This is a genomic window from Apibacter sp. B3935 (assembly GCF_009827705.1).
Taxonomy (GTDB): domain Bacteria; phylum Bacteroidota; class Bacteroidia; order Flavobacteriales; family Weeksellaceae; genus Apibacter.
Map to the genome: position 1 here is coordinate 641,368 of NZ_WINL01000002.1, position 14,310 is coordinate 655,677.

At 30.8% G+C, this 14,310-nt stretch carries 14 protein-coding genes and 1 riboswitch; of the genes, 10 read left to right on the top strand and 4 right to left on the bottom strand.

The annotated features are described in order from the left end of the window. Window positions 1-6: 6 nt before the first annotated feature. The 4 genes from GFV00_RS05780 to GFV00_RS05795 form a co-directional block, all read right to left on the bottom strand. A complete protein-coding gene (locus GFV00_RS05780) occupies window positions 7-1,170 on the bottom strand; it encodes an HNH endonuclease (RefSeq protein WP_160556876.1) in 1,164 nt (387 codons plus the stop codon). After that, complete coding sequence (locus GFV00_RS05785; protein WP_160556875.1) at window positions 1,163-2,956, bottom strand: hypothetical protein; 1,794 nt, start codon at window positions 2,954-2,956, stop codon at window positions 1,163-1,165. Before GFV00_RS05785 ends, GFV00_RS05780 begins: the two co-directional genes overlap by 8 nt. A 418-nt stretch (window positions 2,957-3,374) precedes the next feature. After that, window positions 3,375-4,010 (bottom strand): NAD(P)H-dependent oxidoreductase, encoded by a 636-nt coding sequence (locus tag GFV00_RS05790; RefSeq protein WP_160541640.1) that lies wholly within the window; start codon window positions 4,008-4,010, stop codon window positions 3,375-3,377. 20 nt (window positions 4,011-4,030) lie between these two features. Next, window positions 4,031-4,495, bottom strand: coding sequence for a MarR family winged helix-turn-helix transcriptional regulator (locus GFV00_RS05795; protein ID WP_160556874.1), 465 nt, complete (start codon window positions 4,493-4,495; stop codon window positions 4,031-4,033). A 296-nt stretch (window positions 4,496-4,791) separates the two neighbouring features. Here GFV00_RS05795 and metN point away from each other — a divergent pair, with 296 nt between their 5' ends. The 10 genes from metN (at window position 4,792) to GFV00_RS05845 (ending at window position 14,147) form a co-directional block, all read left to right on the top strand. Then, the gene (gene metN, locus GFV00_RS05800; RefSeq protein WP_160541638.1) at window positions 4,792-5,823 is read left to right on the top strand and encodes a methionine ABC transporter ATP-binding protein MetN; all 1,032 of its coding nucleotides are present in this window, start codon (window positions 4,792-4,794) and stop codon (window positions 5,821-5,823) included. Further along, window positions 5,816-6,469, top strand: a complete 654-nt coding sequence (gene metI / locus GFV00_RS05805) for a methionine ABC transporter permease MetI (protein WP_105296857.1) — start codon at window positions 5,816-5,818, stop codon at window positions 6,467-6,469. The genes metN and metI overlap by 8 nt, the downstream gene beginning before the upstream one ends. Before the next feature lie 31 nt (window positions 6,470-6,500). Continuing rightward, on the top strand, window positions 6,501-7,304 hold the full coding sequence (gene metQ, locus GFV00_RS05810) for a methionine ABC transporter substrate-binding lipoprotein MetQ (protein WP_160556873.1): 804 nt from the start codon (window positions 6,501-6,503) through the stop codon (window positions 7,302-7,304). Window positions 7,305-7,333: 29 nt separating this feature from the next. After that, window positions 7,334-7,993, top strand: a complete 660-nt coding sequence (gene mtgA, locus GFV00_RS05815) for a monofunctional biosynthetic peptidoglycan transglycosylase (RefSeq protein WP_160556872.1) — start codon at window positions 7,334-7,336, stop codon at window positions 7,991-7,993. A gap of 25 nt (window positions 7,994-8,018) precedes the next feature. Beyond that, window positions 8,019-9,263 (top strand): type IX secretion system plug protein domain-containing protein, encoded by a 1,245-nt coding sequence (locus GFV00_RS05820; protein WP_160556871.1) that lies wholly within the window; start codon window positions 8,019-8,021, stop codon window positions 9,261-9,263. Window positions 9,264-9,415: 152 nt separating this feature from the next. Beyond that, entirely contained in the window at window positions 9,416-9,808 is a 393-nt protein-coding gene (locus GFV00_RS05825) for a hypothetical protein (RefSeq protein ID WP_160556870.1), read from the top strand. 36 nt (window positions 9,809-9,844) lie between these two features. Beyond that, entirely contained in the window at window positions 9,845-10,852 is a 1,008-nt protein-coding gene (locus tag GFV00_RS05830; RefSeq protein WP_160556869.1) for an aspartate-semialdehyde dehydrogenase, read from the top strand. Window positions 10,853-10,958: 106 nt separating this feature from the next. Continuing rightward, a complete protein-coding gene (locus tag GFV00_RS05835; RefSeq protein WP_160556868.1) occupies window positions 10,959-12,716 on the top strand; it encodes an ABC transporter ATP-binding protein in 1,758 nt (585 codons plus the stop codon). 120 nt (window positions 12,717-12,836) lie between these two features. Continuing rightward, window positions 12,837-13,220: a DUF3276 family protein gene (locus GFV00_RS05840; RefSeq protein ID WP_105296864.1), complete on the top strand. Its 384-nt coding sequence runs from the start codon at window positions 12,837-12,839 to the stop codon at window positions 13,218-13,220. 216 nt (window positions 13,221-13,436) lie between these two features. Next, complete coding sequence (locus GFV00_RS05845) at window positions 13,437-14,147, top strand: C40 family peptidase (protein ID WP_160556867.1); 711 nt, start codon at window positions 13,437-13,439, stop codon at window positions 14,145-14,147. 11 nt (window positions 14,148-14,158) lie between these two features. After that, window positions 14,159-14,253: riboswitch (TPP riboswitch) on the top strand. The last annotated feature ends 57 nt before the right edge of the window (window positions 14,254-14,310 follow it).

Sequence of the window (14,310 nt, forward strand, 5' to 3'; positions counted from 1 at the left end):
TAAAAATTAGCTAAATTTATTTTTTATTGCACCCGTTGCAAAAGCAATATCTTTGGTTAATTTAGCTAAAGGTCTTTTAGTAAATTCTTTTTCATCATAAAAATTACCGTAAGCTAATTGATAGGCCTCTTCTAAGGTCAGATGAATATCGGGAAATGCTTGCTGTAAGGTTTCTATATATTTATCATTAAATAATAATCTTTTCTTTATAATCTCTTGTACAATATCTCTGTGTTCATTTGCTATTTTATTATATTCAAAAACTTTGATATTTCCCTTTACTTTTTCTTGTAAACGTTGTTCCTCATTTTCCTCATTTATCTTAGTGAAAACCTTTATTTCATCAGTTTTGCCAATGGCCCCCAAATAGGTTTCCGGTTTGTAATCATATTTTATTAATTGGTGCTTAGGATTGGATTCATAGGGCGACAAATATTTTTCATAGGAAAAATCAACAGTTCCTTTACAGTCTCTATTGCAAACACTACATGAAGGAATCAAATTAAAAAAATTTAGTGCTAATAAAGGATGTTTACTTTTGGGCAAGAAATGATCAAGTTCGGGCCTGGTTATTTTTTTTACTCCTTTAGATAAAGTAAACGTATATTGGCGATTGCAATAGCAACATACTTGTATTCCTAGTTTTTTAGTCAGTTGATAGGGTCCCCATTCTTTTTCCGGTGTAATTTTCTGAAACCAGTTTTCATAATCAAAAATCTTATTTAGCAAAATTTTATAATTCCTATATTTTTCTTCATATTTTTTATATAGAACGATGTCTTCTTCATTTGAACTTAAATCCAAACCTAAAATACGACGACAATTAGTATGTAAATCATTAAGTATCTTTAAAACCTTTTTGAAATCTTTAAGTTCTTCACGGAATAAAGATTTATTTTTTAATTTTTTATATTTTTTATCAACACTTTTATTGTCTTTAAAGATTACTTTAATAAAAGAATCATATTGTGAATGATGAAGCTTATCTTTTTTTATATTATTTTCAATATCATCGTCTTCAATTTTTCCTTGATGGATTAATTGTATCGTTTCAAATAAATTTATATAAAATTTAATTCTTTTTTTAACTTCTTCAGAAATAAATGCAATGTGTTGATCTCTGGCAGTTAACAGATCAGATTCTGAAATACATTCTCGTATACTAATCATGAGTTTTGTTTTTAAGATTTTTAAGATAATTTAATCTTTCTTCCAATTCTTGTATTTCATTATCTATGGAAGGCCCAAAAGCCTCATTATACATTTTAATGAGCTTACTTTGGATAATATGTTCGTCAACCATACGGATTAATTTTCTAATCCTTTGTTGTTCTTCTTGTGAAATGTCAATGTGTTGATTATTGTTTTTATTTTCAATCATCTTATTCAAAACATGGATCACTTCTTCAATTTTCTTTTTAGCAAAATCTCCCACTAATCCATCTTCTAAAAAAAAGGAATCTGCCAATAAATTTGAAATATTAGCGCCAAAAGTTTTTCTTTTGTTTGTTAATACTTTCGTACATTTTTCACCTTTTCCCAAAAAAAGGATATTTTGATGAGGTATATCTGAAAGAGTTAGAGGGTCATGCGTGGTAAAAATGATTTGAAGCTTTTTATTAACAAAAATTAATGGTAGAACTTCTAAAAGCATGTTAATGTATTTCTTCTTCCACAAAGGGTGAAAGCATACATCTGCTTCATCCAGTAAAATTAAATATTCATCTGTATTATTCAATTTGTCCCTCTTTTTTTCAATACGGTAAACTTGTTCATTGAAAATTGAAAATTGTTCGTACATCAATTTTTCTCCACTGCTTAACTCTCTATCTGTAGAAAAATTAAATAAAGGCTCATCAGTAACTTTAAAATGTTTTTTAAATTCTTTTGTAAAATCCTGATATGCATCTATAATTTCTAATGTATTTAAATTACTAGCGTTGAAATAGTAATCGTGACGAATATCAAATTCATTTGATTTTTCAATTGTTGATAACAAAACTTCAATTAATTTTTTTATTTCTTGTACAGGTAATTCAAATTCTTGATTATCAACTTTGATATATGCATTATCTAAAAACCAATAAAAAGCATCTTTAAGACCATATATTTTTTTAGTTTTTAAATATTCCACTGTTTTACCACCTCTTATAAAACCTTCTCGTATATATATGTTACCTGTTTTTTCAAAAATTGAATGCACTCTCTTTATTACAGCCTCAATAATTTCCACTTTAAATAACTCTTTATTTCTATTAATTGAATTATCTCTACTCTCAAATATTTTTTTTCTTTCTTTTTGTTTTCTGTCTCTATCATCTTTAAAATATTGAAAAAAAGGCTTAAATATATCCGGAATATTATAATAATCTTTATTGGAATAATTTAGTTTAATATTTATATTATTTATCGAAGGCAGTCCCAGTTCCAATAATTTATTATATACTTTTTGATTTTGAATTAAACTTAAAATTTTTTCAAACATTGCATTATTATGAACTTTCAACAACCTTGAAAAATCTGAATTTAAATGCTCACTACCCTCTTTTAATAACGAAAACTTTGAAAGTGTTAGAACATTTTTGGTGTTTAAAATGACACTCGGAGTATCATCATATCCAAGAATCGAATTATAATAGAGTATTAGTTTAGAATTATGGGGTATTTTTTTACCATCCGTTCCTATAAATTGGCAGTTACCATCTCTTATGGCTTTTAGCAAAGTGGATTTACCCGCACCGTTATTTCCTACAATAGCGGATACCGATTGAATATTTTCTCCCCAAAAATTTGAAATGTACTTAGGCTCTTTTTTTGAACCTGATGAATTTTTATTTTCAATATAATTTAAATCTGTACCCATCGCCTCATTAACCAGATTTAGTGTTAACGCCTCATGATCTGAGCCGAAAATATAAGGCAAGGTCCTTTTAGGGATATGTATTTTAGAAATCATAATATATTAGTTTTTTCAGATAATAAAGATAAAAATTTGTCTTGATTGAAATAAATTTTTTTAATCTTTATTTTTTTATTTGTCTAACATATATTTTACATTCTAAATACCTTAAAACTTTTTTATATCTATAAACAGAGACGTTTTACTTAATGTTTCGATTAATTTTTTAAGGATTATATACATATATCGTAAATTGTGTATCCGTTAAGTTCCTATAGGAAACAATAGGTATAACTTATCCTCCGGGCATACCCTCTTACCCCTAATTAGTTTTCGATGGCTATTTCATTACTTTTTAACTGCTTAACTGTAATTTTTAAATTTTCATACTCATCCAAAAAAATAAGAGAACTTTAATAATAAAGCCTCTTATTATTTTTAAAGATTAAAATTTTGTGTAAACTAGGTTCTTTCTCTAAACTATTTTAATTAAAAAATCTTTTTTAGGGTGTCTAACTTTTGGATAATTAACTAACCAGTCATTCTCTTCATCTCGGTAACCCAAAGGAAGCATGACAACACTTCTTAAACCAAGTTCGCGTAATTGTAAAAGTTCGTCTATAGCCTGATTATCGAATCCCTCCATCGGAGTAGTATCAACTTTTAATTCTGCAGCAGCAGCAATCGATAATCCAAAAGCTATGTACGCTTGTCGTGCTGCATGTTCAAAATTATTTTCAGCAGCTGAATTCAGATATACTCCTTTAATACGATCCGTATAGCTTTGATAAGCATCAGATGGCTGATTGCGTTCTCTTGTTATATGTCCGTAAATAGTATCGATTCTTTCTTCTGTATAATTATCCCAAGCAGCAAAAACTAAAATATGTGAACAATCTTCCACTTGTTTTTGGTCCTTAGACAGGGAAACCATCTTTTGCTTTAATTTCTGATTAGTAATTTCTATAACCTTAAACGGTTGTAATCCGGAAGAAGTGGGAGCTAACCAAGCTGCTTCAATGATTTGATCTACCAACGATTGTTCAACTTTTTTTGAGGCATCGAATTTTTTTGTTGCATACCTCCATTTAAGTGAGTCTATTAATTCCATATAATTAATTTTAAATAATATTATTTTGATTCTGATTTATTCTTGCATTTATTCTTACATTTTGCCGTAACAATAGATAATAACTTATAAAATTCTTTCTGAAGCTCTGATAATTCATTTTGCTCCATTTCCAATTCTGCCTTAAGGGTATGAGGAATTATCCATGCTTCATCTTTCATTTTCCTTCCTTGATCTGAAAGATGGATCAACATATGTCTTTCATCTCTAGTAGACCGACATCTCTTTATAAGTCCGTTTTCCTCCATTCTTTTAAGCAGTGGAGTTAAGGTTCCACTATCTAACCACAACATTTCGCCTATATCTCTCACGCACATTTCTTCATTTTCCCATAAAACTAACATCACTAGATACTGAGGATAAGTTACCCCTAATTTTTCTAAATGTGGCCTATAAAGCGTTGTAATCAGTCGGGACAACGCATAGATGGGAAAACATAATTGATCTTTTAATTGTAAACTTTCCATATTGTTTTTAGATTGAGTAAAATTAAATTGCACACAATTAATATGCAAGTTTTTTAGTTTATTTTATTAATAAATTTATTTTCAAGAGTTCTTACTTGGTTTAATTATATACTATTTCATTTTATAGAATTTACACCTCCCAAAAAACTAATTTATTATAAACTTATAATGGTTCGGATGATTTAAAATGTTTCTCCTAGCAGTAAATGTTGTAATTTAATATGAGTTTCTATATACTATTTGTACCTTTGCACAAATCCTAATCGTATAAAGACTTAAAAAATTTAATCAATTAAATGATTGAGTTAAAAAATATTACTAAAACATTCGAACATAAAGGCAAAAAAAACATAGCCCTTTCCAATATTTCTCTGTCGGTTTCCGAAGGAAAAATAGTTGGTGTAATTGGTGAATCCGGTGCAGGAAAAAGCACACTGATAAGATGTGTTAATTTACTGGAAAGGCCTAATTCAGGAGAGGTTTGGATTGATGGTCAAAATTTGATGGAATTATCTCCTTCCAAATTAACCTCTGCCCGTAGGAATATAGGAATGATTTTTCAGCATTTCAATCTGCTTTCCTCCCGAACTGTATTTGATAACATTGCTTTTCCTTTGGAATTAAATCATACTCCCAAGACTAAAATAAAAAATAGAGTTTATGAATTGGTTGAAATGGTAGGACTTACGGATAAATTAGACAGTTATCCGGCGAACCTTTCCGGAGGACAAAAACAGAGAGTTGCTATTGCCAGAACGTTGGCCAACAACCCTAAAGTTTTATTATCCGACGAAGCAACCAGTGCTTTAGACCCCTCCACTACTCGCTCCATTTTATCTCTACTCAAAGATTTAAATAAGGAATTGGGAATCACTATTTTATTGATTACCCATGAAATGGATGTGGTAAAACAAATTTGTGATGATATAGCTGTCATGAACGGTGGAAAACTAATTGAACAAGGAAGTGTTTCTGAAATTTTTTCAAATCCTAAAACGGAATTAGCTCAGCGTTTTATATCTTCATCCTTACATTTAGAGATACCGGTAGATTATCAAAAACGCATTACCCATATGCCGGAAGAAGGAAAACATCCTTTACTAAAACTACAGATTTCTGGTAATACGGTCGATGAACCGGTATTATCCGAAATTTCCAGATTATTTGATATTAACAACAATATTATAAGCGCTCAAATGGATTATGCGGGGGGAGTTAAATTCGGGGTCATGCTAACGGAAATTATCGGTACGATTTCTAAAGAAATGGCTGCCATTGAGTATTTAAAAAGTAAAAACATTAAAGTAACTTTATTAGGATATGTCTAATTCAATTATTGATCTCTTAGCAAAAGGAACTTGGGAAACCATAGTCATGACTTTTGTCTCCGGCTTTTTCGGTTATTTGATAGGATTGCCTGTCGGAATCCTTCTATTTATTACCCGCAAAGGCCAATTTAAAGAAAGTCTTGTTTTCAATCAAACGGTTTCCACCCTAGTAAATATATTCCGCGCCATTCCTTTTATTATTTTAATTGTTTGGATGATTCCTTTTACGCGGATGATTGTTGGAACTTCCATAGGAGTACCTGCAGCCTTAGTTCCTCTAAGTTTGGGAATTGCCCCGTTCATTGCCAGAATGGTTGAAAACAGCCTGTTGGAAGTACCTAACGGTTTAGTTGAAGCTTCCAAAGCTATGGGAGCAACTCCTTTTCAAATTATTAAAAAAGTATTGTTACCCGAAGCATTGCCTTCATTAATTAATTGCGCTACCATTTCATTAATTACTTTAGTCGGTTATTCGGCTATGGGAGGAACTGTTGGAGCCGGTGGATTGGGAAAAATTGGATATCAAGAAGGATACGTAAACAAGAATATGGAAATTATGAATTTTGTTTTATTATTATTAGTTTTACTTGTTTTTGCGATCCAATTTGTCGGAGATTATCTTTCAAAAAAAGTGGATCATCGTTAAAAATTTAAAAAAAATCTAAAATAATATCATAATGAGAAAACTAATAGTATTTACCTTACTTGCTTCTGTTTTTTTTCTAAGTTCTTGCAAGAAAGACCGAGCAAATAATCCTAATTTTATTAAGGTTGGAGTTGAATCGGGGCCGGAGTTTGTGGTTGCTCAAACCGCTCAAAAAGTTGCTAAAGAAGAATACGGGCTAGATGTTGAATTGGTTGAATTCAATGATTATATTTTACCGAATACGGCACTTAATGACGGGGATATTGATATTAATATTATTCAACATAAACCATTTTTGGATAATATCATCAAACAAAGAGGATATAAACTTGCCATAGTAGGAAATACTTTTATTTATCCATTGGCCGGATATTCTAAAAAAATAAAATCGCTTGATCAATTACAACCCGGCAGTACTATAGGAATTCCAAATGATGCCACCAACAGAGGAAGAGCATTATTGCTTCTTCAAAAAGAAGGATTAATCAAATTAAAAGATCCTAAAAGCCTTATTTCAAGCGCTTCTGATATAATTGAAAATCCTAAAAATTTAAAGATAGTCGATATGGATCCTGCTATTTTAACTGAAATTCTAAATGATGATAAAGTAGCTGTTGCCATTATCAATAATACATTTGCAGCTAAAGACGGTTTTACATTAAAAGATGGTCTTTTTGTTGAAGACAAAGATTCCCCTTATATGAATGTAATCGTTTCAAGAGAAGATAATAAAGATGCTGAAAATGTAAAAACATTTGTTAAAGCTTATCAATCGGATGAAGTTGCAGAAACTACCGATCGAGAATTTAAGGGAGGAGCTGTTAAAGGCTGGTAATTCATCCGTTTTTAATCAATCAAATTTTAATGAAGATTTTTAGATGGATTAAATGGATTTTTATTGGTTTATGGGTACTTTCTATTGTAATGGTTTTTGTATACAAATGGTTGCCTGTTCCATACACAGAACTTATGTTAAAAAGATTTTTTGTGAATGGCTCAAGCATTGAAAAAAAATGGATTCCGATAGAAAGTATGAATAATTCCATAAAACTTGCGGTAATTTCCAGTGAAGATCAAAATTATTTTAAACACGGTGGATTTGATTTTAAAGAGATTCAAAAAATAATTGAAAAACAAGGATCTCCCAAAAGAGGAGGAAGCACCATTTCACAACAAACCGCGAAAAATGTTTTTTTATGGGAGGGTAGAAATTATGTCAGAAAGGGTCTGGAAGTATATTTCACTTGCCTCATTGAGTGGATTTGGGGTAAAAAAAGAATATTGGAAGTCTATTTAAATGTAATAGAATTCGGTGATGGAATTTATGGGATAGAAGCCGCTTCTCAACATTATTTTCACAAATCGGCTTCTCAGCTCACAAAAAGCGAGGCTGCAATTTTAGCTGCTCTTTTACCCAATCCCCGAGAATATGGAAAAAAAATTAATGGAAAGTTCATTCAAAAAAGAAAACTATGGATCATGCGACAAATGTCTAATTTACAAGGCTCTGTAAATTTTCTGTAGTATATATAAATTAAAAAAACTAAAAATGCTTAAAAAGATTCTCTTCTTCTGCATATTTTCTCAGCTCTGTTTTTCTCAGCAGGCTTTAGAAAAAGTATACAGCTCATCCGTTAACGGTATACAATTATTCAATCCCGATACGAATGATGAAACTCCTTTTATCTCCATGAACAAAGGTATGTTTGTGCTTACTTTTGATCTGTTAGATAAAGGCTACGAAAAAATTTACTATACTATTAAGCATTACGACAGAAATTGGAATGAAGACCATCTTTTTGAATCAGAATATATCGATGGATATACCTTACCTCAAATATACGATTATCAACCTTCCTTTAATACGAGACAAAATTACACTCATTATACCTTAGAATTTCCAAATAAAGACATGCAACCTAAGGTTTCAGGAAATTATCTTCTAACTGTTTTTACTGATAACCACAAACCTTTATTCAGTAAGAGAATTGCGTTTTACGACGATTTTGCTCATATTAATGTTGGATATGAGAGGTATTCTACATCTAAAAACCCGAACATAACACAGCGAGTAAAAGCACAAGCTGTCATTTCGGGAATAAATTCAATCTCCACCCGACAACTTTCTTTATGTTTACTTCAAAATAACAATTGGCAAACTGCGATCTATAATATAGAACCACAGTTTGTAAACGGTAATTCTTTCACGTTCGGACAACTTACCAATGCTTTTGAAGGCGGTAATGAATTTTATACATTCGATACCAAAAATATTTCCATCCCGGGTTACGGAGTTTTTAAATCGGAAGAAAATAACCCACTTTATCTTACCTATTTATATTCCATTGCTCCGTATCCGCTTGACTATGCCTATAATCCTGATGTCAACGGTGCTTATTATTTCAGGAGATTTGATCTTAACCAGGAAAGGGATGCCCGAACAGAAGGCGATTATACTCCGGTAACATTTTCTTTGGAACTTAAACAGCCTTTAGAAAATAAAGATTTGTATGTTGTAGGATTATTCAATAATTATGAACTTTCCGATTCTAATCGGATGATTTACGATGAAAATCAAGGTTTATACGTAAAAACAATGCTATTAAAACAAGGGTATTATAATTACACTATTGCAACCGTTGACAAAAAAAACAACCATTTTAGCATTTCAGAAATTCCCGGTTCATTTTGGCAAACAGAAAACCTATATCAAGGTTTGTTATATTATACTCCTTTTGGTGGCACTTATGACGCACTTATAGGCTACGGAGAAATTAGAGCCAACAGATTATAATTCTTATCTAGTTATGCGGTATTTAAAATTTCAATAAAAATGATTAAAATACCCTTATATTTCAATAGGTTTACTATTTTTGTTACATATTAAAATGAAATAGAATCAAATTTATGTATATCCTTTTTAAAAACATACACCATTATGTAGGTATGATTACCCTCGTTTTTGTTTTATTACTTACTGTTGTATCGTTTATTTATTATTTACAGGAAAGACCTGTCAGTGGTCAGGTGAAAAGAATCTCTCTTATAACTTTGATATTCACACATACACAGATACTTCTTGGAATACTATTATTTTTCAGCTCTCCTATCTTTCAAAATGCCGGCATGAAAGATATTATGGGAATTGCTGCAATACGAAGAAATTATATAGAACATCCTTTCTCTATGGTTTTGGTTGGAGTTTTAATTACTATTGTAAATGCAAAGATTAAAAAAGCACCTAAAATTTCAGTTTGGACACTTCTTATGTCTGTCGTCTCACTTGCTTTAGTACTCGGAATGATTCCTAGAGCATTTTGGAACAGTTTATTACCCTAAAAGATAAATAATTAAAAATCATTAAAGTATATATTTATGAAAATTGCAATTGTTGGAGTAAGCGGAGCTGTTGGGCAAGAGCTTCTCAAAGTTTTAGACCAAAGAAATTTTCCTTTAACTGAATTAGTACTTTTCGGATCCAAGAGAAGTGCCGGACAAGTTTATAAATTCAAGGACAAGGAATATACAGTCAAGGAACTTCAACATAATGACGATTTTAAAGGGGTAGATATTGCTTTAGTTTCTGCAGGAGGAGGTACTTCGTTGAATTTTGCGGAAACCATCACTAAATATGGTGCGATCATGATTGATAATTCATCTGCGTTTAGAATGGATGATGATGTACCCTTAGTAGTACCGGAAGTAAATGCGGAAGATGCATTGAATTCTCCAAAAAATATTATTGCAAATCCCAATTGTACAACCATTCAAATGGTAGTATCTTTAAAACCTATTGAACAATTATCACATATAAAAAGGGTGCATGTTTCTTCGTATCAATCAGCATCCGGAGCTGGTGCTTCTGCAATGAAAGAATTGATTGAACAAGCAAAACAATCAACTGCCGGAGAGGAGGTCCTAGTTGAAAAATTTGCTCACCAATTGGCTTTTAATTTAATCCCTCATATTGATGTGTTTACTGAAAACGGATATACTAAAGAAGAAATGAAAATGTATAATGAAACTCGTAAAATTATGCATTCCGATATACAGGTATCTGCAACCTGCGTTCGTGTTCCTGTTATGCGGGCACATTCTGAAAGCATATGGGTGGAAACTGAGGATGAATTAACCGTTGAACAAATTAGAAATGCTTTTGAAAATTTCAATGGGTTAATTGTTGAGGATAATCCTTCAGAAAATAAATATCCTATGCCTTTATTCTTATCAGGAAGTGACGAAGTTTTTGTAGGGAGAATTAGAAAAGACCTTACCAATCCTAAAGGTATTGCTTTCTGGAGTGTAAGTGATCAAATACGTAAGGGTGCTGCTTTAAATGCTGTTCAAATTGCAGAATATTTGATTAAACATAAAAAAAGATAAATCGCAATCTATACCATAGATGACAAAGTGTATCCGATTGAATCCAATCAGATACACTTTTTAGTTTATACGAAATAAAAACTACAAGTTTTGTAACTTTGCTTTTATGAGTGCCTTAAAAACTTTAAATCCATATTTTTTAAAACACAAAAAACTCCTTCTGTATGGAGTTGTATTTATTATACTTTCCAATTTTTTAACTATTTACCCTGTAAAATTTATTGGAAAGGCCATTAATATTATTGCTCAATCTCTTACCCATTCAGATTTGCTAGATAAAAAGCAATTAATGAAGCAGCTTCTTCTTTATGGAGGAATTATCGTGCTGGCTCCAATCACTTCCGGAATCATGAAGTTTTATATGAGGCAAACCATAATCGTTGCTTCCAGAAGAATCGAATTTGAACTTAAAAATAATATATATAAACATTATCAAACACTTTCTTTCAGTTTTTATAAAAAATCTAAAATTGGAGACCTCATGAATCGCATCAGCGAAGATGTGGTAAATGTCCGTCAATATTTAGGCCCCGGAATTATGTATAGTGCTAACTTATTTATAATGCTTATACTGATTCTCGGGTATATGCTGGCTTCTGATCCGGTGATGACCTTTTATGCAATCCTTCCCTTACCCTTCCTTTCTTATTTTATATACAACCAAAGTACTATTATTAATAAAAAAACTAAAATTGTACAAGGCAAACAATCGGAACTTTCCTCTTTTGTACAAGACTCTTTTTCCGGGATAAGAGTTATCAAATCGTTCACTAAAGAAGACTATATCATATCAAAATATATAAATCAATCCAATCAATATAGAAATGAATCGCTTTCGCTTTCAACCACAGAGGCCATTTTTTCTCCTTTAATGGTTTTAATCATCGGATTAAGCAACTTATTTATACTCTATATTGGAGGCCAAAGATATATAGATGGTAAAATAAACGTCGGAACTATTACAGATTTTTTTCTTTACCTTAATGTTTTAATTTGGCCATTTACAGCTTTAGGGTGGGTTATATCTATGGTACGAAGAGCTGAAGCCTCCATGGAAAGAATTAATGATTTCTTGAACGTTAAAGAGGAGGTTAAAAATACCAACTTTAATGTTTATCCTATAAAGGGTAAAATCAGATTTGAAAATGTTTCTTACACCTATCCGAATACAGGAATACAAGCTCTTAACCGTGTATCTTTTGAAATACAACCCGGAGAAACGATTGTGTTTATGGGAAAGACCGGATCGGGAAAAACAACTATTGCTCTGTTATTGGAACGTCTTATTGAGCCGGATTCAGGAGCAATTTATATTGATGATGAACCTTTGTCCCAACATAATTTAAATGTAATACGAGATAAAATCGGATACGTACCTCAGGAAAGTTTTCTTTTTTCGGATACCATTTTCAATAACATTTCTTACGGGGTTGAAAATGCGACATTGGAACAAGTTGAAAAATATGCTAAAAAAGCAGAAATTCATTCCAATATTATCGAATTTAAAGATAAATATCAAACGGAAGTAGGTGAACGAGGGGTAACCCTATCGGGAGGTCAAAAACAGCGTATATCGATTTCAAGAGCATTGATTAAAGATCCTACCATATTTTTATTTGATGACAGTTTATCCGCTGTCGATACTGAAACAGAAGAAAAAATATTATCTAATATTGAAAATGACATTGATATTAAAACAACAGTAATTATTACTCACCGTGTTTCATCCGCTAAACATTCAGATAAAATCATTGTGCTGGATCAAGGACAAATAAATGAGATAGGAACTCATGCAGATCTTATTTTAAATCAAGGTTTTTATTCTGAATTATATAAAAAACAAATTACGCAAAAACTATCATAAAAACAATTATAATATTAAGAGTATTTTTTATATTTTTGCTCTGTTTAAACAAAAAAAATTAAATTTTATTATCCCTTAAAAGATATAATTTAAGGCAATAAAAAACAAAACACATATATGATGAATGATTTTGAAAATGTAGAGAAGAAAGAAAACGAAATTTTCTCTAAAGTATTAAGAGCAGGAAAAAGAACTTATTTTTTCGATGTAAGAGAAACTAAAGCAGGTGATTATTATCTAACAATTACTGAGAGCAAAAAGAATATTTCTGAAGAAGGCGCTTTAGGTTTCAAGAAATTTAAAATCTATTTATATAAAGAAGATTTTAAAAATTTCAAAGACATCTTTGAAGAAACTACTGCTTTCATTATTAAAGAAACCGGAGAAAAAGTTATTTCCGAAAGACATAGAGACGATTTTCATCTTCAATCCGAAGAAAATAAAGACAATGCAAATTCAGCAAATATTTCAAATTATACTAACGTTGAATTCGATGACATTTAGATAGCATTTTTTAAAAATCTAAATTTATACCATATAAAAAAGCAGATATTTATCTTGAAAATATCTGTTTTTTATTGCACCTATTTCATTAACTTTTATTTAACATATTCTAAACATTGTGTTAAATATATATAAAAAAAGTTAAATTGATCGTATAAATATCTATATGATTCTTATTTTTGATCAACATAAATTAGTTGTATCATCTTTGAATATATGAAGTCTTTAATAAAAATACTCTCTGTAATTATAGTAATTTCAACTTCTGCTACCTCGTGTGTATCTAATTACGTAGCAAGTAATAACGATACCTATAAATATCCTACTACTAACGAAATGCTGGTTTATCATCCTAAAACTGTTAAACTTTACAGTACGGCATCGGTTAGTGATGAAAATTATTCTACAACATTAAGAAAAGATGCTGCTTTACTAGAAAACAGCAATATCTATGCCGAAAGCAGATTTTCAACTAGAGCTTATAATTTACTAAGTGAAGCCAGAACTTATTTAGGAACTCCTTATAAATACGGAGGAACAACAAGAAGAGGTATAGATTGCTCTTCTTTTGTTCAGCATGTGTTTGCTGCATTAAACATTTCTTTGCCTCGTACATCAATTGAACAATCTCATAGAGGAACTTTCGTTTCTAAACATAATCTAAAAAAAGGAGACCTTATTTTCTTTGCTCATACTCCTAAAAGCAGAATTTCTCATGTAGGTATTGTTGAAAGCGTAAGCCCAACCGGGGAAATATTTTTTATTCACGCGTCTTCGTCCAAAGGGGTTACTATTTCTTCGCTGGATACTGCTTATTGGAGAGCGAAATTCAGAACAGGTAAAAGAATTTTAGATTCAGATATTGATATTCAAAAAATACATGAAGAAGCTCAAAATGATACTAGCCTAGCTAAAGCTTCTGTATAAAAATTAATTTTAACACTACGAAGGGGTGCTGTATATAACGGCTGAGATTATACCCTAAGAACCTGGACAAGTAATGTTGTCAAGGGAAATCTTAGATAAAGATTTCAAATTTTTGAAATCTTATTTTTTTTAGTCCTGTAACATATCCCTGAAATTTATTTAT

Bases quoted from the DNA above. Each gene is read 5' to 3' on its own strand.
- GFV00_RS05795 (WP_160556874.1), bottom strand. From the start codon at position 4,495: ATGGAAAGTTTACAATTAAAAGATCAATTATGTTTTCCCATCTATGCG.
- GFV00_RS05785 (WP_160556875.1), bottom strand. From the start codon at position 2,956: ATGATTTCTAAAATACATATCCCTAAAAGGACCTTGCCTTATATTTTC.
- GFV00_RS05845 (WP_160556867.1), top strand. From the start codon at position 13,437: ATGAAGTCTTTAATAAAAATACTCTCTGTAATTATAGTAATTTCAACT.
- metN (WP_160541638.1), top strand. From the start codon at position 4,792: ATGATTGAGTTAAAAAATATTACTAAAACATTCGAACATAAAGGCAAA.
- GFV00_RS05835 (WP_160556868.1), top strand. From the start codon at position 10,959: ATGAGTGCCTTAAAAACTTTAAATCCATATTTTTTAAAACACAAAAAA.
- GFV00_RS05780 (WP_160556876.1), bottom strand. From the start codon at position 1,170: ATGATTAGTATACGAGAATGTATTTCAGAATCTGATCTGTTAACTGCC.
- mtgA (WP_160556872.1), top strand. From the start codon at position 7,334: ATGAAGATTTTTAGATGGATTAAATGGATTTTTATTGGTTTATGGGTA.
- metQ (WP_160556873.1), top strand. From the start codon at position 6,501: ATGAGAAAACTAATAGTATTTACCTTACTTGCTTCTGTTTTTTTTCTA.
- GFV00_RS05820 (WP_160556871.1), top strand. From the start codon at position 8,019: ATGCTTAAAAAGATTCTCTTCTTCTGCATATTTTCTCAGCTCTGTTTT.
- GFV00_RS05825 (WP_160556870.1), top strand. From the start codon at position 9,416: ATGATTACCCTCGTTTTTGTTTTATTACTTACTGTTGTATCGTTTATT.
- metI (WP_105296857.1), top strand. From the start codon at position 5,816: ATGTCTAATTCAATTATTGATCTCTTAGCAAAAGGAACTTGGGAAACC.
- GFV00_RS05840 (WP_105296864.1), top strand. From the start codon at position 12,837: ATGAATGATTTTGAAAATGTAGAGAAGAAAGAAAACGAAATTTTCTCT.
- GFV00_RS05790 (WP_160541640.1), bottom strand. From the start codon at position 4,010: ATGGAATTAATAGACTCACTTAAATGGAGGTATGCAACAAAAAAATTC.
- GFV00_RS05830 (WP_160556869.1), top strand. From the start codon at position 9,845: ATGAAAATTGCAATTGTTGGAGTAAGCGGAGCTGTTGGGCAAGAGCTT.